This is a genomic window from Sporosarcina trichiuri (assembly GCF_030406775.1).
Taxonomy (GTDB): Bacteria; Bacillota; Bacilli; order Bacillales_A; family Planococcaceae; genus Sporosarcina; species Sporosarcina trichiuri.
Genome location: NZ_CP129119.1, coordinates 2,468,600 through 2,490,134, shown reverse-complemented (window position 1 = coordinate 2,490,134; position 21,535 = coordinate 2,468,600). Strand labels below are relative to the sequence as shown.

Below are 21,535 nucleotides of genomic sequence, written 5' to 3'. Positions count from 1 at the left end.
TGCAGTTTCAACAGTCTATGTTTCCGTACAATTTTCTGCCATATATTATGTGAAGTCAAGGGCTGCAGGAGATTCATTGGATTTTCCATGTTTTTAGCCAAAGTGAAAAGCCGGCTGCTGACAAGCTATCTGTCGGCAGCCGGCTTCTCCAGAAGGGCAAATCAAGCTTGCCACTCCCCTTCCCCCTCGTCTTTTATGTGTCCTTTATGTTCTTCCGTCTTGCTGATCAGCGCGGTACCGACGAGGTCGCCGGTGACATTGAGGGCGGTCGCTCCCATACCGATCAGCGCATCGATCGACGTCAGCAGTGCCACTGCTTCCACCGGCAGTCCGAGCTGAACGAAGACAGTGGCGATCATGACGATCCCTGCTCCTGGCACGCCCGCTGTGCCGATGGATGCCAGCGTTCCGACCAGGACAACCATCAGCATATCAGTGAGTGATAGCGGCGTATTGGCGATATTCGCTGCGAAGACAGCGGACACGGCAATCCGGATGGCAGCCCCATCCATGTTGATTGTCGCGCCGAGCGGGAGGCTGAACCCGTACAGACTGCGCGGCAGCTTCAGGTCTTTTGCAGCTTTCAGTGACAGCGGAAGCGTCCCTGCACTGCTCTGCGTGACGAATGCCGTGACGATGGGTGTCCTCGCATGTTTGAAGAATGTCAGAGGATTGATTTTGAACAGCAGCATGGCAACTGTATACAAGACGATCTGCGCCAGCAGCGCCGCGTACAATACGCCGATCATCCCGCCGAGCTCCACAAGCGTATGGACTCCCTGGCTGCCGACCGTCTTCGCCATGATCGCGAACACACCGACCGGTACGTACTGGAGGATCCCTTTCAGGATGATCAATGCCGCCTCATTCAGTGCTGTGACTGTTTTCAGCAGGTGATCACCGAGCTCGTTCATCTTTGAGGAACTCCGCAGTACCGAAATGGCGATTCCGAATGTCAGCGCCGTGAAGATGATGCCGAGCAGATTCATCTCCGTGAAGGCGCTGGCGATATTCGACGGTACAATATTCAGCAGGACGCTTACGATGCCCGGGTTGTCCGGCACGTCGAATGTTTCGTTTCCACCGAGCGACATTCCCTGGCCGGGCTGGAATAATGAAGCAACGGCAAGACCGACCATGATGGCAGCCGCCGAGCTGAGTGTGTAATAGATGAATACCTTTCCGCCCATCCTCCCCAGATTTCCGATGGTCGTCTGGTTGACACCGACAATCAGCGTGAACAGGATCAGCGGAATGATCAGGAATGTCAGAAGACGTATCAGCAGATCACCAAGCGGGGCAAAGACCGCCGCCTGCTCTCCCATCAGCAGTCCGGCGGCCACACCGAGAATAAGTGCGATAGTAATCTTGAGGATCAAAGATGCGGATGCATACCGATTCCATAGTCTTTTCAAAATGCAGGCATCTCCTTTATCAGTTATTTATTCAATCCCTATATATTTAGTAGGAAATATACTTTTCTACAATAATACAGCGCAGTCACCCTGTCAATTTCATTGCCTGTTTTCCATACTTCCCTGTTTGACGCCCTGTTACTCTGCTGCCGGTCTAATTTCCAGAATATTGTAAGAATAACTGTTTCATAGGCAGCGGTTTGTGGTACTCCTACTAACTAGAACAATGATTTGAAAGGAGGACTCCCTTTGTCCAATCAGGTGAACCAGCTGTTTAACGAAATCTTGGATGAGAACAAACAGGCAGTCGAACAGATCGGCACGTATGATCACCCGCTCCTGATTCTGCTGAAGCAGTCCCTGCAGGATCAGCAATCCGCTCTCCGTGACCTATTGCCGGAATTCGAAGCGACGGAACAGCCGCAGCTGTCTTCCTTCAAAAATCCCTGCACACACGTGTATCATGCAAACGAAGTCTCCATGCCGTTCTATGAGTCGTGGAAGCGCGCAATCGGCTGGATGCCCGACCCGTCACGGGAAATCGAAAAAGACCTCAGCCGTCTGATGGAGAACATGCATCACCATCTTCTGGAAGCGGCTCAGCAGCTCGCATCCGAGTATGGAACCCAATCCGTCAAATATGTCATCCCCACATTCTACTTACCCGTAACACAATAAGGAGGCGAACGTCATGTCTTGGCAGGAAGAACGAATCGACCAGAATGTCTACAGCCAGGGAGACCCTGACAAGTGGGTCTATAGTACATGCAATATCTGCTCTGTCGGCTGCGGTTGCTATGTTGCCGTCAAAGACGATCAGATTGTAGGTATCAAAGGAAACGGAGACCACCCGACAAACCGCGGACGACTCGGACCGAAAGGCGAGAATCAATGGCAGGCCAACCAGGCGCCCGACCGGCTGATGTCCCCGATGATCCGCAATCAGGACGGGCAGCTGGTGAAAGCATCGTGGGATGAAGCGATGGAACTGATCGTGAAGAAATCGAAAGAATCGATGGAGAAACTCGGGCCGAACAGTATCAGTTTCTACTCGACGGGACAGGGATTCCTGGAAGACTACTATACGACCGCGAAAGTCGGGCGTGCCGGTCTCCGCACCCACCTGCTCGATGCGAATACACGGCTCTGCACAGCGACGACGGAGTTCTGCCTGCTCCAGTCATTCGGCGCTGACGGCACGCCGGCCTCGTTCGATGATGTCGACGAAACCGACGTCCTCATGCTGTTCGGCCATAACCCGGCCGAAACCGGCACGGTCTTTTTCGAGCGTGTGATGGACAGGAAGCAGCGGACCGGCAAGCCGTATCTGATTGTCGTGGATCCGCGCGAGACACTGTCCGCGAAGGAAGCCGATCTGCACATCCCGCTCAAGCCGGGATCGAACCTGCCGCTGCTCAACGGCGTGCTGAACGAAATCCTTCAGAACGGCAAGCTGGATCAGGCGTTCATCGACAGCCATACGGTCGGTTTCGACAAGATGAAGGAATCAATCGGAGATTGGACGCTCGAGCATGCAGCTGAACTGACCGGACTGCCTCTTGAAAAACTCCGGAAACTCGCGGACGTGCTCGGGACATGTGATTCCCTCGTCACGACGACACTGCAGGGGGCATACCAGAGCAGCAATGCAACGACGGCCTGTGTGGCGGTCAATAACCTGCACCTTGTCCGCGGGCTCATCGGCAAGCCGGGGTCAGGCCCGCTGCACATGGCCGGACAGCCGAGTTCTTCCGCCAACCGGACGGCCGGGGGTGTCGGTACCTATCCTGCCCACCGCAATCCGACCAACCCGGTCCATCTGAAAGAGATGGCCGAGCTTTGGAACGTGGACGAATCCACATTGCCGGCAGGACCGGAAAAAGCGATCGAAGACATCATTTCATTGATCGAAAAAGAGAAGGTCGGCGTCTTCTGGAACATCGGGACCAACCCGATGGTGTCGCTGCCGAACCGCGAGCGCGCCCGCAAAGCGCTGGAGAGCACATTTGTCATCGTCCAGGATCCGTTCCTGACGGAGACCTCTTCTGTCGCGGACGTCATCCTGCCCGCTGCCCTATGGGGTGAAAAGGAAGGGACGATGGAAAACGCCGACCGGACCATCAATATACTGAGGAAAGCCATCGAGCCGCCGGAAGGCATCAAAAGTGACTTCGAGATCCTGCTCGATTTTGCAAAACGGATGGACTTCAGGGACAGAGACGGGCAGCCGCTGATCCAGTACAGCACGCCTGAAGCCTGCTTTGAAGAGTTCAAGCGGGTGTCAAAAGGACGTCCCTGTGATATGTCCGGCATCACGTATGAACGACTCGAGAAGGAAAACGGACTCCGCTGGCCCGTGCCTGATGAAAATTCGAATGGAACACCGCGTCTCTATACGGATTTCAAGTTCCATACGACGCCTGACGATGCGCAGACATTCAGCAAGGACCAGCTGACGGGCCGTGCGCTCTCAAAAGAGGACTATACGGAAATCGGTGCAAACGGACGCGCGATCCTCCAGCCGACTCCGTACGTACCGCCATACGAGCAGCCGAATGATGAGTACCCGACATGGCTCACGACAGGACGTCTCGTCTGGCACTGGCATACCCGGACGAAAACCGGGCGGTCCCCGCTCCTTCATATGGCTGCGCAGCACGGCTATGTGGAAATCAATGAAAAAGATGCAGCGGATATGGGGATCGCAGAAGGTGAAGTCGTCCGTGTGTCCTCACCGCGCGGAGAGATCGAAGTGCCTGCCCGCGTCGGCACGGCCGTTCAGCCGGGACTTGTCTTCGTTCCATTCCATTTCGGGAATCTGGATAAGAAAGAAGCGGCCAACGCACTGACGATCGATCTTGTCGATCCTCTTTCGAAGCAGCCGCTGTTCAAGCAGGCGGCCTGCCGGGTGGACAAGATCCGGAAGAATCACGAAGTGAAGGAAGGCGACACACTGGAGTCGATTGCCGCGAATTATGGCATTACAGCAGATGACCTGAGGAGAGCCAATCATATCGAAACCCCTTATGAGATCCAGATGGGCATCTCCCTGGAAGTCCCTGCATCGGTCATCAACACACCGATCCAGCCTTATCTGCCGTACCGCAACAAAATGTAGGACCTTGCGAAGACCGCCCACCCGGCGGTCTTTTCCGGCTGATCCGCAATGGGCGATTCTCCATCTATCGGAACCGGCAGTTTTTCCGTATAGTTAAGGCAGGTGATGATAATGAAAATGAAGATAATCGGAAACGATCAAACATGGTTAGGCGGAGTCACATTGCGGGACCCTTCAGCCCCTGAAGAGAACAATATGGCGCTGCATGCATGTAAGGATCCGGACGCAGTACTCGGGAACCGGGCAGCACTTGCAGCCGTTCTTGGATTCCAGGCACAGGACCTGACCTGCGCCAATCAGACACACAGTGCGAACTTTCATAAGGTGACGAAGAAAGATATCGGCCGCGGCGCGCTCAGCCTGACGGATGCCATCCCGGATACGGATGCGCTGTATACAACGGAACCGGGCCTCCTGCTCGCGGGCTTCATGGCAGACTGCGTACCGGTCCTGCTCGTCAATGAACCGGCAGGCGTCGCAGCGGTCGTCCATTCCGGCTGGCAGGGGACGGTGAAGGAGATCACGCCGAAACTGCTGCGCCACCTGGAGACAGAGGAAGGCTGCCGGCCTGAAGACTTCATTGTCCATATCGGCCCTGCGCTGAGCCAGGAGAAATTCCAGGTGGATCAGGACGTCTGCGACCGGTTCCGGGCACTCGGATACGCCGGACCGTTCATTCAATACAACGAGGAAACCGGCAAATTCCATATCGACAATAAGCAGACCGTGAAAACGCAATGCGAACGTGCAGGCATAATTACCGAAAATATTACAGTCGATCCCACCTGCACCTTCAAGAGCGGGGATGGTTTCTCATACCGCGAGAACAAACAGGCCGGGCGCCATCTGGCGTTTGTCGTCCTGCGGTGACCTGAGGAGGGATTCTATGAAAATCCTCATTGCACCGGATTCGTTCAAAGGAAGCCTGACGGCAGGCGACGCAGCTGCCGCGATTGCTGCCGGTGTGCAGCAGGCGGTTCCGGGTGCTGACTGTGTCCTTCTGCCTGCAGCAGACGGCGGTGAAGGAACGATGGAGAACCTTGTGAATGCGACAGGCGGCCATACGGTCAGCATAATGGCCGAAGATCCCATCGGCAGGATGGTTTCCGCACGGTACGGCGTACTCGGAAGCGAAACGGCCTGTGTTATCGAGCTGGCGGAGAGTTCGGGGCTGATGCGCCTATTGTCTGATGAATACGCGCCGCTGACCGCATCCACTTATGGCATGGGGCAGCTGCTGCGGCATGCGCTCGACGAAGGTCACCGCAACTTCCTGATCGGTCTCGGCGGCAGTGCGACGACAGATGGAGGGGCCGGACTCCTGCAGGCGCTCGGCATGCAGCTGCTCGACAGCCGCGGAGAAGAACTTCCCCGCGGCGGGGCAGCACTGGCACAGCTGCAGGAGATACGGATGGAATCGTTCGATCCGCGCATCGCAGCCTGTACGTTCCGGATCGCCTGCGATGTGACGAATCCGCTGATCGGACCGGGAGGCGCAGCCGCCGTATTTGCTCCTCAGAAAGGCGCAGGTCGGGAAGATGTTGTACGGCTGGAAACCGGGCTCACGCAGTTTTTACAGGTAATTGAGCGGGCGACCGGCCAGGATCTCAGCCTGACGCCTCACACAGGGGCTGCCGGCGGGACGGGTGCGGCGTTCGCCGCTTTCTTCCCTGCCGAGTTCCAGCCGGGGATCGACCTTGTCCTGGAAGCGCTCCTTTTCCGGCACCATTTGCAGGATGCCGACCTGGTCATCACCGGCGAAGGCCGGTCGGACCAGCAGACGCTTGCCGGGAAAGCGCCGGACGGCATCGCGAGGATCGCAGACGAGTACGGAGTCCCTGCCGTATTGCTCTCGGGAATGATCGACGAACAGGCCATCCCTCTGCTTCAGGCCCGTTTTTCATCCCTGCACAGTCTCGTCACTCCGCACGTGACACGCTTGCAGGCGATGGCGGACGCAGAGTATCTGCTGCAGCAGACGGCATACAGGATCCTGAAAGAACGGGTTGATGGGTGAAATTACCCTGACCAAAAGTGAAACATACGTTCCCTTTCCGCTGGACAAGTCCAACTGTCTGCGGTATACTGTTCCTAACAACGGATCGGAGGGGCTTGCATGATGGAAGAGAAGATTATGCAATTGCTGCTGGATCTCTCAGCGGATATGCGGGACGTGAAGAAAGATATCGGCGGATTGAAAGAAGACGTCGGCGGGCTGAAAGAAGACGTCAGTGGATTGAAGGAAGACGTTGTCAGTTTGAAGACGGGGCTCAATGACTTGCGGACGGAAATGGACAGGCGGTTCGATAAAGTCGATCGGACACTGGAAGGGATCGGCGGTCAATTCGAGCATCAGACGGCCCAGCGTCTGGCCGATAGAAAAGAGATTGACGCGGATATCAGCTCCATTAAAGTCCGGCTGTTCGATTTGGAAACGAAGATGAAGCAGGCAGAATGAAGAAAGCAGACAGCTCTCCTAAAGGGCTGCCTGCTTTCTTTGCTTATAAGTCTGATTCCGCAATCGCCGTCACAATCGCATCTTCGATCGGTGTGACCGGCCCGGTGATGTAGTTATTGATCATGATCGAGAAGACGACGGGAGTTCCCTTGGTCGTCTCGGCATAGCCGGACAGTGTGGAAACGCCGGTGATCGATCCGGTCTTTGCAGCGACTGTTCCTTTCGTCGCCTCCCCTTTCAGCCGGTTGCGGAGCGTCCCGCCGACCATCCGATCCGCTTCCCCTGCGAGCGGCAGCGATTCGCGGTACGCCGGATACCACGGCTCCTGCTGGGCCCGGATCAGCAGCGCCGTCAATGTTTCGGAGGACACGAGGTTTTTGTGTGACATACCCGACCCATCGCGCAGTACGACCGTGTTTTTCGGGATACCGAGCCGTTCCAGCGTATCTCCCATGACGGCAAGACCAGCGTTCCAGCTGCCCTCCCCCTTTACAGTGCGCCCCATCTCCTTGACGAGCATCTCTGCATGGCCGTTGTTGCTCAGCTTCATGAACGGGATGAAGATTTCGCTCAGCGGCATCGACTCCTTGGAAGCGAGCACTTTGGCCGACCCAGGAGCGGCCGCACGCTGCAGCCCTTTCTTGCCGAGGACTTGGATGCCTTCCACTTTCAGGGCATTTCCGAATACATCGAGCGTCATCTCGGAAGGTTCCCAGACCGCAGTCCACGAACGGGAGGGGGACGCGCCTGCAGGAATGGCTCCCTCGACGATAATCCGGTTCGTTCCGTGTTCGCGGTGGATGGAAATGGACTTCTTCCCGTCCGCTGCCACTGTCTTCGCTTCGTTTACAATTACTGAGGTTTCTGTTGCGGGTGTCAGCGTCACAGACGGCTTGTCACCGGCTGCGGCTCCCGGTTTTACTTCCACGATGACGGTGCCTGTATCATAGTCTTCGTTCGGTGACAGATTGAGCGCAGATACTTGCGCACCGACGTAATTGAATTCGTCCGACCAGTTCAGGTCCTGGGAATAACGGTCATCGTCGTACCACGTGTCGTCCGCGTACAGATCACCCTGCACTTTGCGGATCCCCTGCTGTTTTAGCTGTTTCGCAAACCCTTGCAGGTCACGTTCCAGCAAGGTGGGGTCCCCTTTCCCTTTCAAATAGAGGTCCCCCTTCAGGACGGGTCCTTTCTGTTTTCCTGTTGTCAAAATTTCCGTCTCGTATGTGTAATCGGAACCGAGGACGTCCAGCGCGGCTGCTCCTGTCAGTAATTTCATATTGGACGCGGGGCGAAGACGGATGTCCGCCATATTGGAATAAAGGGTATCTCCCGTATCGGCATTCCGGACACTGACGCCGGTGATGCCGCTCTTCAGTTTCGGATCCGCCAGCAGGATATCCAGCTTTTTCGATAACGAAATGTGAGCGCTTGCAGGCGGGGCGATGAATGCCGCCGAGGCTGTGAGAACAGGCACTGTATGCTCATAGGCAATCGGCAGGACAGCGACGCCCGCAATCGCAACTGCGAGAAAAGCTTTTTTCAGGAAATGTTTGGATACCATTCAACAGCACAACCTTTCAACTTTTCTCCAGTATACCAAGAATTCGGGATAGAATGATGTTATAATAATGAATAATCGGAATTGATAAATTTGTTGTAACCTCTCACACTAGGCCGCCTGTCCTATAGGAGGTCCGTGGATAGATTACGCTATGCATCTGACCGGCCCTGTATTCGAACGGCTATGCAGAGTCCGGCAGGCGGAAAGGAGCGGTTCCTATGCGAGAGCGGACACAGGACGAAACGGTGAATACGCCTTATGACGGTGTGCATCTTGTCATCATCTTGCTGGTGGCGGGAATCGGGTCCTGGCTGCATGTCCCGGAGTGGATCGTTTCAGTCATGCAGGTCGGCTATCTGTTCGTATTTTCCATTTTCACACGCCAGTTCAGCCGGCAAGCATTCATCCGGTATTCCGGGTTGATCGTGGTGCTGCTGTTGCTGCAGAGATTCGTATTCTCATAAGAAAGGACACAGACGGCAGATTCCGTCTGTGTCCTTTTTGCAATTCATCTTCTTTTTTGTACAGCCTCCCGCACACGCGGCGCAACTTCCGCTCCGAGCAGGCGGATGGCGCTCATCACCTCGTCATGCGGCATGGAGCCGACCGGCACGTGAAGGAAGAAACGTGTGATGCCAAGGTCCTTCTCCAGCTTGATGATCTTCTTTGCGACATACTCGGCATCACCGACGTACAGGGCGCCTTCCAGACTGCGGGCCTCGTCGAACGTTTCCCGTGTATAGGGTCCCCAGCCGCGCTCCCGCCCGAGGACGTTCATGGCATACTGGGTCGACGGGAAGAACGCGTCTGCCGCCGCCCTGGTTGTTTCCCCGACAAATCCGTGCGAGTGGACAGCGATCTGCAGCTTACTGACGTCATGGCCTGCCGCAGCCGCTGTCCGCTTATACAGGCGGACCAGCGGCTCGAACCGGGACGGCTCCCCGCCAATGATAGCGAGCACGAGCGGCAGACCGAGCTCGCCAGCGCGCCGGACGGAGTCAGGATTGCCGCCGCTGCCGATCCAGATGGGCAGCGGGTCCTGGACGGGCCGCGGATACACACCGCGCCCGTCAATCGACGGCCGGTGTGTCCCCTGCCAGTTGACGACTTCGTGATCCCTCACTTTCAGCAGCAAATCCAGTTTTTCATCGAACAGCTCGTCATAATCGGCCAGATCCTGTCCGAACAGCGGAAACGATTCGATGAACGACCCCCGGCCCGCCATGATTTCCGCCCGGCCGTTCGAGATGCCGTCCAGCGTGGCGAATTCCTGGAATACCCGGACCGGATCGGCGGACGACAGGACGGATACCGCACTCGTCAGCCGGATGGAGAACGTCTGCGGGGCAGCCGCTGCGAGCAGGACTGCCGGCGATGAGGATGCATAATCTTTCCGGTGATGCTCACCTACACCGAACACATCGAGACCCACTCGATCTGCAAGCACAATTTCTTCCACTACTTCCCGCAGACGCTCCGCGTGGCTTTTTGTCTCTCCCGTCGCCGGATCCGGTGTCGTTTCGACGAACGTACTCACTCCAATTTCCATTCCTGCTCCCCCTCGTGCTTGTTTGTTGTCCCTATTGTAATCCTTCAGGCGGCTGAATGGCGTGTCAGACGCTCCATTTTTGTACGGACTGCCTTCGACACATTCCTTTCTCATAAAAACCGGAACGTTTCGGGTAGTGGTCCGTATACTCAGACAGGGATGAAATCCAGAACCATTCAAAGGAGGCATACATCATGGAACAGACTCCGATTGTGGAGCTGAAGAATTTATCGAAGTCCATCCGCGGCAAGAAGATCATCGATGATGTCAGTCTGCTGCTGTACCCGGGGCAGATCACCGGGTTTCTCGGACCGAATGGGGCCGGGAAGACAACCACGATCCGGATGATGGTCGGGCTGATGAAAAAAAGCGGCGGTGAGGTGGTCATCGACGGCCAGACCCTGTCCGCCGGTTTTGAAGAAGCCCTGTCCAAAGTCGGTGTCATCGTGGAAAATCCGGAGATGTATAAGTTCATGTCCGGTTATAAAAACCTGCTGCATTTCGCACGGATGCACAAAGGGGTCACCAAAGAGCGCATCGAGGAAATCGTTCAGCAGGTCGGGATGCAGAACCGCATCCATGAAAAAGTCGGCACCTATTCCCTCGGTATGCGGCAGCGGCTCGGTCTGGCGCAAGCGTTGCTGCACCGGCCGAAGTTCCTGATCCTGGACGAACCGACCAACGGACTCGACCCGGCCGGCATCCGGGAGTTCCGGACCTACTTGCGCCGGATTGCGGAAACGGAAGGCGTTTCGGTGTTTGTCTCGAGCCATATGCTGTCCGAGATCGAGCTGATGTGCGACCGGATTGCCGTCATCCAGAACGGGAAACTCGTAGATATCCGGGACGTCCGGGAGACGAACGAATCGCATGTCTACATAGAAGCGATGCCTGCCGGAAAGACGGCCCAGCTCCTGGAGACCGCTGGTTTCCCTGCAGAGCCGCTGCAGGATGGATTCATCATCCAGGCAGAAAAGGCCCAGATCCCCGCGATCGTCCAGACGCTCACCACGGAAGGGCTCGATGTTTTCACCGTCCAGCCGCACCGCAAGACACTGGAAGACCAATTCCTAGAGATGACAGGGGGCGGGCAGATTGCTGAAACTTCTTCAGAATGAGTGGATGAAGCTATGGGCGAAGAAAGGCACTTGGGTTATGGCAGGCCTGGTCGTCATTCTCGTCATCGGTATGGTCGGTCTCGTCAAATGGACCGAAACGCTGACCGCTGACGATGGAACTCCTGATTGGAGAACCGCCGCCCAAGCCGAACTTACCCAAGATAAGAGTTCTCTCGATGCTGACTTGCTGAAGGGCGAGAGCAAACGGATGACCGAAGAGCGGGTGATGATGAACGAATACCGGCTGGCCAACAATGTCCCGCCTATCGGGGATATCAGCCGGGAAGGGATGATCTATGATCCGTCCGTGGGCAGCATCGCCCTGCTTTTGACAGTCATCGTCGCAGCCGGCATCGTCGCTTCGGAGTTTTCCCAAGGGACGATCAAAATGCTGCTGACCCGACCGGTCAAGCGATGGAAGATCCTGACGTCCAAGTACGCAGCCGTCCTGCTGTTCGGCGTCCTGCTGATGATCATTGGTTTCGCGACGACAATCCTCTGCGCGTTCATCTTCTTCCCGGCCGGCGGCGGCCAGGCGCTTGCCGTTTCGGGAGGGAAGGTCGTTGAAGTATCCGTCTGGAGCCATGGCCTCTACGTCCTGCTGCTGTCGTTCGGCAACGTGGTCATCACGGCGTCCTTCGCGTTCATGATCGGCAGTGTCTTCCGCTCGAGCGGCATGGCGATCGGCTTGTCGCTGTTCATCTATTTCACCGGCAACATCGTCGTCTCTCTGCTGAGCCGATTCGAGATTGTGAAGTACCTGCTGTTCACACATATGGATTTGACGATCTATGAGTCGAATTTCCGGCTGCATGATGACATTACACTGCCGTTTTCACTTGCCGTCCTGGCTGTATATTGGGTCATTTTCCTGATCATCAGCTACGGAGTTTTCACAAAACGGGACATCACAGCCTGACCGGCAACCGTCTGCATGTTTCTGCAGACGGTTATTTTAATGCTGTGGAAACGGTCTCCAACATCTTTTCTCACTCCATCTCAGCAAGACCCAACTTTGTAACATTTGTAACAAAACTTTAAAGCTAATGAGCATTTATTGTTTATAGCTTCATTTTGCGGGGTAAAATGGCATAAGAGGAGGGACAGATTATGCAGACAGAGTGCGAAAATTATGTGATGATCCGTGAGTTACATCACCTCAACAAAGAATTTCAACTTGCGCCCGCCCAATTGAAGCCTGATATCCTCACTGACATTAACCTGATCCAAAGTGCCCTCAGCCTTTTGAAAATCGATATGTACCCCACCCTATAATGACTCTGATGACTAGGAACTATCATAAACAAGCACAATCCCATTACGGGAAGACACTGGCGTTAACGAAACCGGCATCCAGCAGAAGAGTTCACTGCGGCGAGCGCTGGTTTTTTTGTTTTCTTCCTATTTGGGGCTTTCTGTTATGATAGTGATCATAAATTCCGAGTTTTGCCCATAAACCTGGAAAAGTGATCATAAATCCCTGATTCCGTTCATAAACTCACGAAAGTGATCATAAATCCCGGTTTCCGCACATGAAGGAAGCAAGTCAACAACTTGCTTACTCAAGTAAATAATCCCATCTGTTTAAAACAAAGCAAAACCAGCAAACGGCGCTGTGCCGCTTGCTGGTTTTAAAGTACTCTTATTTCGTTTTCACCAGACGATCATCCAGCACTTCTGCTGCATCGATCGTCTGTCCGGCTGCTTTCATGCCGCGCAGATAATCTGCGAACAATTCACGCTGGAAGTCCGGTGTTGAGGTCCACTCCACTTCTCCGAATGTGTCGAAACCATCACCTTCACCTGTTGCAAGGAAATTATTGGTCGCTACGGACACTTTCATATCCGCGAACTTACCATCCTTATAAAGGGATGTACCGTCATTCAGTGCGATGGAGAGAATCCGGTCACCATGCGGCCGGTCTGCGTCAAACTCGACTTTCAACCCTCCATACTGGATGGTCAGGAAGTTGGATCCGTCTTTCAGCGGTCCTTCCAGGATGGCTTTGATCTGCTGTGGTGTCATTTCGGAGACGACATTGTAGTTGTCGAACGGAATGACGCTGAACACATCACCGTACGTGATGTCACCGCTTTCGATCGCTGCCCGGATACCGCCGATATTCTGGAAGGCAACTTGGGTTTGCGACTTTTTCAGCATAGCATCGCTGATCATGTTGCCGAGCATGCTGACACCGTATCTGCCTTCGGTCGGCGTTCGGGACAGGTCACCTTTTGTCGTGCTGACGACTTCTGCTGCAATCTCTTTCACTTGGTCCTGATAGCCCGAGACAATGTCCGCCACCTGCTGGTCCTCTTTGGTCAGTCCCAACTTCGTTTCCAGGATACCTGATTCCGATGAATAGACCTGTTTCGTCTTTTTGTCCACGAACAACTGGATGTGGCCCATTGCCGCCGTGTAACTCTGTGCTTCCACTACCGGGATGTTGTTGACATGGCCAGAGACGCGCTTATGGGAGTGGCCGCCTACAATGGCATCCAGGCTGCCTTTTGAAGCCATTGCAAGGTCTGTCAATTCACCGATGATTTCATCCGAATCCTTTGCATGCTCACCCGGCAGGTGGGATGTCACGATAACGAAATCCGCGCCCTGTTCCCGGAGCTCTGCTGCAAGTTCCTTTGCAATCGGTGCAGGCGTCGGGAAGGACAGCCCCTCTACATGGGTTGCCAGTGTGGTTGCAGGTGTCAGAGGCGTGGCGAACCCGATGATGCCGATTTTATATCCGCCTTTTTCCACCATCGTATACGGCTCCGCCCAATCGACGCGCTTGTTTGTCTTTTCATCGTAAATGTTTGCACCCATCACCGGGAATTTCGCCTGGGCAATCCGATCTTTGAGCACATCGACCCCCCAGTCGAATTCATGATTGCCGATGGCTGCCGCATCATATTGGATAGCATTCATCGTATCGAACGTCGATGCACCTTCAAACGAGTTGGAGATGAGGGTTCCTTGGAAGATGTCCCCGCCGTCAACAACTACTGTGCCGTCAGGGTTCACCGAACGGAATGCATTGACCAGACCGCCGATGATCGCCATTCCGCCGTTCTGGAACTTTTCGTCGAACTCGATATTGCCATGGATGTCATTCGTCGTGAGGAAGTCGATGACATCGAAGACGACCGGTTTGAATGCTTTGGATGCTTCCTGACGGGTGATCTCCTGGCTGTAATCGAACGGCTTGCCGTACTCCACATCGAACGCCCCGCCGAGTATTGCGTACGCAATATACGGCTTCAGGTATGCCGGTATTTTGGAAGCGTCTGTATAGTTATTCAGGATGGATAAATCGACGGACGGCACTTTGCCTCCCGTTTCACTTAATGTAAAAATAATTGCGAACTGCCCTTTTGTAAGGGAATCGTTCGGTTTGAACGACTGTTTGCTGAAACCGCTCACCAATTTGGCTTGCACAGCCTTCGAGACGACGTCTTGATATTTCCCCGGGACGTCCGTGAAGGTCAGTTTCGCTTTCTTCCCGTCCAGTTTCCCCGCACGGTCGAGCATCATCAGCAGTTCCACGCGCTGCAGGGCATCGTTCACTTTCAAATCGCCATTCGGCAGTCCGAGCAGGATTCCCTGATCCCGCATCAATTCGGCAGGATCCTTGACGACCTTGTCGAAATTGGTGTTGGCCTGTGCCTGTCCCGCTCCGAACAATGTCAGTGCCGCTACAGGAGCAGCCAGCGCCGCAAGAACTTTTTTCTTCATTCCCTCTCCTCATTCCCTATGAATTGGTGACAGTTTGTCCATTGCTGCACGTAAGCCCTTACATATAAAAGTAAGACAGGCAGCTGGACAGCAGTCCTATTGACAACCATACCAAAATCAGCCAGACGCGACAATATGATTTTAACGACAGAACACAGAAAATCCCCGGCAGCGATACCGGGGACTTCATGGTCAGTCTGACGTGCTTCTCCGTCCACCCACCAGCCCGCCATACATCACAAGCGCGAGCAGGCTGCAGGCGAGGATGACGAGGGCGAGCGGCCAGGCGGACTGGTCGCCCGCGAGCCCGACGAGCGGTGACACGATTGCGCCGCCGACGAACGGCAGCAGGCCGAGGAACGCGGATGCGCTGCCCGCCGACTGGCCCTGCTGCTGCATGGCGAGCGAAAATGCAGAAGGCGAGACGAGCCCGACGCTTGCGACGACGAAGAAGAGGGCCGCTGCGATCAATGCGAGCGGTCCTTCCACCGCGACGGCGAGCAGAAGCAGCAGTCCCCCGGCGATCGAGGTCAGCACACCGGCGAACAGGAAACGTCTTTCACCGAATCTGTGGGACAGCCGCCCGGTCAGCTGTGCGGCCGCGATGATGCCCAGCCCGTTCAGCGCGAAGAACAGGGAAAACTGCTGAGGCGACACGCTGTACATGTTCTGCAGGACGAACGGCGAGCCTGCAATGTACGCGAACATCGAGGCCATGATGAACGCCTGCGTCAACGCGATGCCCATGAACGTGCGGTCCTTCAGCAGACGGGAGAACGTCTTGAAGACGGCCAGCACCCCTTTTTCCGCGCGCTGGTCCGGCGGCAGCGTATCCGGGAGGAAGCCTGCCGTCCCGGCAAACATGAGAAATCCGATGGCCGCCAGGACGAAGAACACGACCGGCCAGTCGGCGTACGTCAGGATGACGCCCCCGGCGATCGGCGCGAGGATCGGCGCCGCCCCGTTGACGATCGACAGCAGCGCCATGAATTTCGTCAATTCGTGACCGGCATACAGGTCCCTGGCGCAGGCTCTGGCGATGACGATGCCGGCTGCGCCGGTGAGCCCCTGGACGAACCGCAGGAGGATGAACGGCCAGATCGCCTCCGAGAAGGCGCAGAGCAGGGAGGCGATCGCGTACACGGCCAGCGTCAGGACGAGCGGCTTGCGCCGCCCGTAGATGTCACTGAGCGGGCCGAACAGCAGCTGACCGGCCCCGAGGCCGATCAGACAGGCGGTCAGGCTCAGCTGGACCAGTGACGTCGTCGCTCCCATATCGGCCGCCACAGCCGGCAGCCCGGGCAGGTACATATCCATCGACAGCGGGCCGAACGCTGTCAGCGAACCGAGGAGGACGACGAGCCAGAATGTCGGCAGCGGCGGTTTTTCAGCTATGTTAGTGTTCATGTATCCCAAATCCTTTGCTATGTAATGGAGAGGCCATGGAACGGAGTATAGCATAGATGACGGGTATCCGAGGGAGTGGTGCTTGAGCGCGGGGTTGGGTTGCTTGAGCGTTTCTGCGGCAGTCTTGAGCGCGGAACGTCTTCCTTGAGCGTTTCCGATACTGCTTGAGCGTGGGCAGGATATCTTGAGCGCCGCACCTCTACGCTTGAGCGGTTCGGCGGTTTTCATCCTGGCTGGCACAAAAAAAACAGGGAAAGAGGATCTCCTCTTTCCCTGTCCATTCAGGTTCCGCAATAGGTCCGGTATGGCACCGACGGATCGGCAGCGGCTGTGAAGGGCTCCTGATCCGCCGAGTAGGCATACGGGTCTGCGAGCACCCGGTTCAGCGCATGCACTGGCTGCCAGTCGCCCTGCTCCGCAGCGGCAATCGCCGCCTCCACCTGATGGTTCCGCGGGATGACGGACGGATTGCTCGTCCGCATGCGGTTTCGAATCGCTTCTTCCGCCGCGGGCTGCTGGCTGCGCCGGGCCTCCCATTTGTTCCGCCATTCCCGGAATGGAGGAAGCGCGAACCATGCCGGCGGCTCCATGGCACTGTCGGTCAGTGCCCGGAATGTGTTCGTGAAGTCGGCTTGGGATTCCTTCATGACCAGAAGCAGCTCTTTGGCAAGGGCTTCATCGTCCGGCTGCTCGTCCAGCAGCCCGAGTTTCGCCCGCATCCCTTGCAGCCACTCCCGTTCGAACAATGTCCCGAAACGTGCGAGCTGTCTCTCCGCAATCCGGATGGCCGCCTCCCGATCGTCCGCCAGCAGCGGCAGCAGGGTTTCCGCGAATCGTGCAAGGTTCCATGACGCGATGCCGGGCTGATTGCCGTACTTGTACCGGCCATGGCGATCGATCGAACTGAAGACGGTGTCCGGATCATACACGTCCAGGAACGCGCAAGGCCCGTAATCGATCGTCTCCCCGCTGATCGTCATGTTGTCCGTATTCATGACGCCGTGTACGAACCCCGTCAGCTGCCACTTGGCGATCAGGCTCGCCTGCCGCCCGATGACACCGACAAGCAGCTGTTCATACGGATTGTCCGCTGCCGCAGCTTCCGGATAGTGACGGGCGATCGCATAGTCTGCAAGTTCCTTCAGATCCTCATCCACCTGCCGGGCTGCTGCATATTGGAATGTGCCGACGCGCAGGAAACTGCTGGCGGTCCGCAGGAGGACGGCCCCTTGCAGAACAGACTCCCGCTGGACGCCATGCCCCGTCAGCGTCACAGCCAGCGAGCGCGATGTCGGAATGCCGAGCGCCTGCATCGCTTCACTGATGATATATTCCCGGATCATCGGCCCAAGCGCCGCCAGGCCGTCACCTCCGCGGGAGAACGCGGTCGGCCCGGATCCTTTCAGTCCGATATCCACTCGTCCTCCGTCCGGCGTCAGCTGTTCACCCAGCAGCAGCGCACGTCCGTCCCCGAGCATCGTGAAGTTCCCGAACTGGTGACCCGCATACGCTTCTGCAATCGGCTCCGCCCCTTCCGGCAGTTCACTTCCCGACAGCACTGCCGCCGTCAGGCCGTCCTCCTGAAGTCCGAGGGATGCCGCGAGCGATAGGTTCAGCAGTACTGTTTCAGGGGCTGCCGATTCTTCCGGAATTTCTTCTGCAAAGAATGCCTCAGGCAGACGCCTGTACGTATTATCGAATTTCCATCCTGCGCTTGTTTTCATCCGATCACCTCTTTTACTACATCGTACCGGCTATGCTGCAAAATAACACGGTTCCCGCTCAGCCGTCAGAACAGCAAAAGCAGCACGGCGTACCCGGCCAATCCGGCAAAGAAAGCCGGAAAACTGCTTTCCCGTTCTTCCGGCAGCTCCTCTTTCATGACGTTCAGCACGACCCCGCCCGCAAGGAACGCCGACAGCACGGACAGCAGGACGTCATTCACTTCGAACAAAGCCCCGGCCAGCCAGCCTGCAAAAATGGAAACCGCCAGCAGCCACCGCCCGTACCGGTCGTAATCCTCCTTATGAGTCGCACGAAGTCCCTTGTCGTTCGTGATGAAATGCACTCCCATGGCGGTGAAGTAGAAGACCATGCCCCAGTGGCTCTGGTACTCGCCTTTCAGCAGCAAGTACCCGATGATCGCGTTGTAGAGGGCGAACGATCCGATATGGAGCCAAAAGACACCGGCGGACGCTTTCGCTTCCTGTCCCGCCTCGGCATTCTGCTTCTTCGACGATTTCGCGAGCTGCTCCAAGCCATAGAACAAGGCCAGACCGAGCATGGCAATGATATAGATGTGGTGCTCCAGGAAATGCAGGCTCGCCTTCAGCTTGCCCTGCAGCTCGTCCTGATAGTCACTAAGCTCCGGCAGCAGATGCAGGAAGACATAGGCGACCGCAATCCCGCCCGCAATGGACAGGAACCGGCTGCGCGGCGCTTCGCTCAGGAATTTCATATTTTTTGAAAGTAAATGGATGATGATGAACCCGAGGGTGAACACCAAACTGATCCAAGTTTCCATCTAAGCCGCCGCCTTTCTGTTCTGATAAAGGTCTATACCCTGCAACTGTTACTGTGAAAGATTCAAGTCTCATGAATCTTGCTATGCATTACAAAAAGCAGAGAGCTGCTCGCCCTCTGCCTATCAAATCGTTCACTGGTTCAGTTCCCGCAGCCTCCTAGACAAGTTATGAAACTGTCCGTCCAGGTCTGCATATTCCGGATCGCCGGCGTCGAGCAGACTCAGTTTGCCGAGGACCGCCTGCAGTTCGGTTTCCAGCCGCATGCGGTCTTCTGCCGCCGGCTGCCCGGCTGCCGTCTCACCTCGGGCTTCCCACTCCTGCAGACTGTACGGGACTTTCCGGATCGTTCCCTCCCCGAACAGCAGCAGGCCATCCGCCATCCGTTCGGTGAAGTGCCGGTCATGCGAGGCGAACAGCAGCGTGCCTGGATAACCCAGCAGCGTTCGCTCCAATTCCTCGCGGGACGGCAGATCCAGATGGTTTGTCGGTTCGTCCAGCAGCAGGACGTCGGTCTTCCGGCGGATGAAATCGAGCAGTTTCACCTTCAGGCGCTCTCCCTGACTCAATGCACCGAGCGGCAGCTGCCACTGGTCCGCCCGGAATCCGAGATTCGTCAGCTGGATGCGGATGGCTCCCTGTTCACTGAATGACGGCGTATGGAAATATTCCGCCATCGTCCGGTCATCCGGCAGATCGAACGCTGTCTGCCGGAGATAGCCGACCGTCATCCCTTCGGACAACCAGACACTGCCGTCATAAGCCGTCTCACCGGTCAGCATCCGGAACAGTGTCGTCTTGCCGCAGCCGTTCGGGCCGAAGAGCGCGAGCCGCTCCCCAGCCTGGACAGTGAAAGAGACATCTCGGAACAACGTCCTGCCGCTAAAAGACTTTTCGGCTTCATTCAGTTCCAGCACACGTTTCCCTTTCATTCGTGCGCCTTCCAGATCGAACGAGACGGATGTCTCCTGCTCCGGAGCCTCCACGCCGTTCTTTTCAAGCTCCGCTTCAAGACGTCTTTTCATGGATCGGATCTGGACATTCCGTTTCTTGACCTTTTTCCGGAAGTATTCCTTCGAGCCGCCTCGCGAGCGTGAGGAGGCATGCCCTTTTGCAGACCATTCATCGAGGCGGTCGATCTTTTCCTCCGTCTCCCGGATATGCCGCTGCTGCTCGTCATATTGTTTCTGCTGCACATACCGCTCGTGTTCCTTCTTCTTGCAGTAGTCCGTATAGTTGCCTTCATAGATTTTCAGTTTCCGGTGATCGAGTTCAAAGACCAAGTGCGCAATCCGGTCGATGAAATATCGGTCGTGAGAGACGAAGATGACGAGTCCCTCATAGGCATGAAGTGTCTCGATGAGCTGTTCTGTACTGGCTGCATCCAGGTGATTCGTCGGTTCGTCCAGCAGCAGCACTTCTGCCTGCTCAGCGAACGTTGCCGCCAGCCGCATCTTCACCCGTTCACCGCCGCTCGCTTCACTGTATGCCGTTTTGTCCGGCACCTGCCAGCGGCTCTCTTGGTGATACTGTTCCGCTTCCTCCCAGCTATGATCGGTTTCCATCTCCTGTTCCTGCCGGTAATAGGCGATGGACGGCTTCCGGCCGATCCAATCCACAGCTCCTCCGGACGGGTTCCGCTCACCCGCCAGCAGTTCGAGTAACGTGGTCTTGCCAGCACCATTCGGACCGACAATAGCAACCACAGCACCTGCAGGCAATTCAGCGGACAGACTGGCAAATATCTGCTTATCGCCATATTCGGCGGTCAGTTTGTTGAGTATTCCTCGGTTCATAACCATTCCTCCTAGTTGGAGGGAACACAAAAAGATCCCTCCGTGATTTTCCGGAAGGATCGGTTCTGTCGGCATCTGCAAATAAGCCACACCCGCTGCAGGGCAGACCGCATCCCGTGCGGTTCCCTGAGGGTGAAGGCAGCTTATGAAATGGACAGACCAATCCTGTTTTTCGTACGAATCCATCATTCGTTTACGAGAAATCAGAGATCAGTTATCCATCCGCCACCCTCAGCCCTTTCTGTCATATGGTCTTTCCAGTATACCAAACTCCGAATAGTTCGCAAGCGGAGAATTATTTCCCGACAGAATCTCTGTATTTCCCGGGAAATAACTGCAAATTCGACAGTCGATTTCCCGGGAAATCGACATAATGGGGCGGTATTCCCCTCCTCATCGCCATGCACTCATTCCGCCTTTGACGTTGACAACGTCGGAAAACCCTTTTTTCTTCAGCAGACTTGCCGCCCGGCCGCTGCGCATGCCGCTCTGGCAAATGACATAAACAGGTTTGTCCTTATCGAGTTCTCCAAGACGTTTCGGCAGGTCGTTCAGTGGGATACTTTTGAACTCTTTCACATGCCGGCCGCTATATTCTCCTGGCGTCCTCACGTCGATGAATTGATTCCCTTTCTGCTTCAGCAGCGGTTTCACTACTTCCGGCGAAACGGTCCGTACACCTTTCGCAGGCATCGTCCGCCATACGATCAATCCGATCACCAGCAGGATCACAATCCAGCCCATCACAATCTCCCCTAACTGTTTTTCATCAAATATACACTGAGGGGTATACATTATCAATGAATCCGCTTGAATCTTCCCGTAAACAAGTCCCGCGAGGAAACGGGACTG

At 55.9% G+C, this 21,535-nt stretch carries 17 protein-coding genes; 8 read left to right on the top strand and 9 right to left on the bottom strand.

Features of this window, described 5'->3' with window-relative positions:
• Positions 1–161 precede the first annotated feature (161 nt).
• Positions 162–1,415 carry a dicarboxylate/amino acid:cation symporter gene (locus QWT68_RS12555; RefSeq protein WP_290148576.1) on the bottom strand — a complete coding sequence of 418 codons (1,254 nt, stop codon included), beginning with the start codon at positions 1,413–1,415 and terminating at the stop codon, positions 162–164.
• A 249-nt stretch (positions 1,416–1,664) separates the two neighbouring features.
• On the opposite strand from QWT68_RS12555, the gene QWT68_RS12550 reads away from it, so the two are divergent.
• The 5 genes from QWT68_RS12550 to QWT68_RS12530 all read left to right on the top strand — a co-directional run bounded on the left by QWT68_RS12550 (position 1,665) and on the right by QWT68_RS12530 (position 6,991).
• The gene (locus QWT68_RS12550; RefSeq protein WP_290148575.1) at positions 1,665–2,093 is read left to right on the top strand and encodes a hypothetical protein; all 429 of its coding nucleotides are present in this window, start codon (positions 1,665–1,667) and stop codon (positions 2,091–2,093) included.
• A gap of 13 nt (positions 2,094–2,106) precedes the next feature.
• Complete coding sequence (locus QWT68_RS12545) at positions 2,107–4,533, top strand: molybdopterin-dependent oxidoreductase (RefSeq protein WP_290148574.1); 2,427 nt, start codon at positions 2,107–2,109, stop codon at positions 4,531–4,533.
• Positions 4,534–4,644: 111 nt separating this feature from the next.
• Positions 4,645–5,403: a peptidoglycan editing factor PgeF gene (pgeF, locus tag QWT68_RS12540; RefSeq protein WP_040285359.1), complete on the top strand. Its 759-nt coding sequence runs from the start codon at positions 4,645–4,647 to the stop codon at positions 5,401–5,403.
• 16 nt (positions 5,404–5,419) lie between these two features.
• Positions 5,420–6,550, top strand: coding sequence for a glycerate kinase (locus QWT68_RS12535; protein ID WP_290148573.1), 1,131 nt, complete (start codon positions 5,420–5,422; stop codon positions 6,548–6,550).
• 102 nt (positions 6,551–6,652) lie between these two features.
• Positions 6,653–6,991 carry a hypothetical protein gene (locus tag QWT68_RS12530; protein ID WP_290148572.1) on the top strand — a complete coding sequence of 113 codons (339 nt, stop codon included), beginning with the start codon at positions 6,653–6,655 and terminating at the stop codon, positions 6,989–6,991.
• Between the two features lie 43 nt (positions 6,992–7,034).
• On the opposite strand, the gene dacB is transcribed toward QWT68_RS12530, so the two are convergent.
• Positions 7,035–8,558 carry a D-alanyl-D-alanine carboxypeptidase/D-alanyl-D-alanine endopeptidase gene (dacB, locus tag QWT68_RS12525; RefSeq protein ID WP_290148571.1) on the bottom strand — a complete coding sequence of 508 codons (1,524 nt, stop codon included), beginning with the start codon at positions 8,556–8,558 and terminating at the stop codon, positions 7,035–7,037.
• Positions 8,559–8,776: 218 nt separating this feature from the next.
• On the opposite strand from dacB, the gene QWT68_RS12520 reads away from it, so the two are divergent.
• Positions 8,777–9,022 carry a hypothetical protein gene (locus tag QWT68_RS12520; protein WP_040285357.1) on the top strand — a complete coding sequence of 82 codons (246 nt, stop codon included), beginning with the start codon at positions 8,777–8,779 and terminating at the stop codon, positions 9,020–9,022.
• Between the two features lie 44 nt (positions 9,023–9,066).
• Here QWT68_RS12520 and QWT68_RS12515 read toward each other — a convergent pair whose 3' ends face one another.
• On the bottom strand, positions 9,067–10,107 hold the full coding sequence (locus QWT68_RS12515) for an LLM class flavin-dependent oxidoreductase (protein WP_040285356.1): 1,041 nt from the start codon (positions 10,105–10,107) through the stop codon (positions 9,067–9,069).
• A 194-nt stretch (positions 10,108–10,301) separates the two neighbouring features.
• Between QWT68_RS12515 and QWT68_RS12510 the strand changes: the two genes are divergently transcribed.
• Positions 10,302–11,225 carry an ABC transporter ATP-binding protein gene (locus tag QWT68_RS12510; protein ID WP_290148570.1) on the top strand — a complete coding sequence of 308 codons (924 nt, stop codon included), beginning with the start codon at positions 10,302–10,304 and terminating at the stop codon, positions 11,223–11,225.
• Positions 11,203–12,144, top strand: a complete 942-nt coding sequence (locus QWT68_RS12505; RefSeq protein WP_290148569.1) for an ABC transporter permease — start codon at positions 11,203–11,205, stop codon at positions 12,142–12,144. The genes QWT68_RS12510 and QWT68_RS12505 overlap by 23 nt, the downstream gene beginning before the upstream one ends.
• 723 nt (positions 12,145–12,867) lie before the next feature.
• On the opposite strand, the gene QWT68_RS12500 is transcribed toward QWT68_RS12505, so the two are convergent.
• The 6 genes from QWT68_RS12500 to QWT68_RS12475 form a co-directional block, all read right to left on the bottom strand.
• Positions 12,868–14,958, bottom strand: a complete 2,091-nt coding sequence (locus QWT68_RS12500; RefSeq protein ID WP_290148568.1) for a 5'-nucleotidase C-terminal domain-containing protein — start codon at positions 14,956–14,958, stop codon at positions 12,868–12,870.
• 192 nt (positions 14,959–15,150) lie between these two features.
• Positions 15,151–16,365 carry a multidrug effflux MFS transporter gene (locus tag QWT68_RS12495; RefSeq protein WP_290148567.1) on the bottom strand — a complete coding sequence of 405 codons (1,215 nt, stop codon included), beginning with the start codon at positions 16,363–16,365 and terminating at the stop codon, positions 15,151–15,153.
• Between the two features lie 281 nt (positions 16,366–16,646).
• Positions 16,647–18,089 (bottom strand): protein adenylyltransferase SelO, encoded by a 1,443-nt coding sequence (locus QWT68_RS12490; RefSeq protein WP_290148566.1) that lies wholly within the window; start codon positions 18,087–18,089, stop codon positions 16,647–16,649.
• A 65-nt stretch (positions 18,090–18,154) separates the two neighbouring features.
• A complete protein-coding gene (locus QWT68_RS12485; RefSeq protein ID WP_290148565.1) occupies positions 18,155–18,889 on the bottom strand; it encodes a hypothetical protein in 735 nt (244 codons plus the stop codon).
• Between the two features lie 132 nt (positions 18,890–19,021).
• Positions 19,022–20,683, bottom strand: a complete 1,662-nt coding sequence (gene abc-f / locus QWT68_RS12480; RefSeq protein ID WP_290148564.1) for a ribosomal protection-like ABC-F family protein — start codon at positions 20,681–20,683, stop codon at positions 19,022–19,024.
• 393 nt (positions 20,684–21,076) lie between these two features.
• Positions 21,077–21,427, bottom strand: a complete 351-nt coding sequence (locus QWT68_RS12475; RefSeq protein WP_290148563.1) for a rhodanese-like domain-containing protein — start codon at positions 21,425–21,427, stop codon at positions 21,077–21,079.
• Positions 21,428–21,535 lie beyond the last annotated feature (108 nt).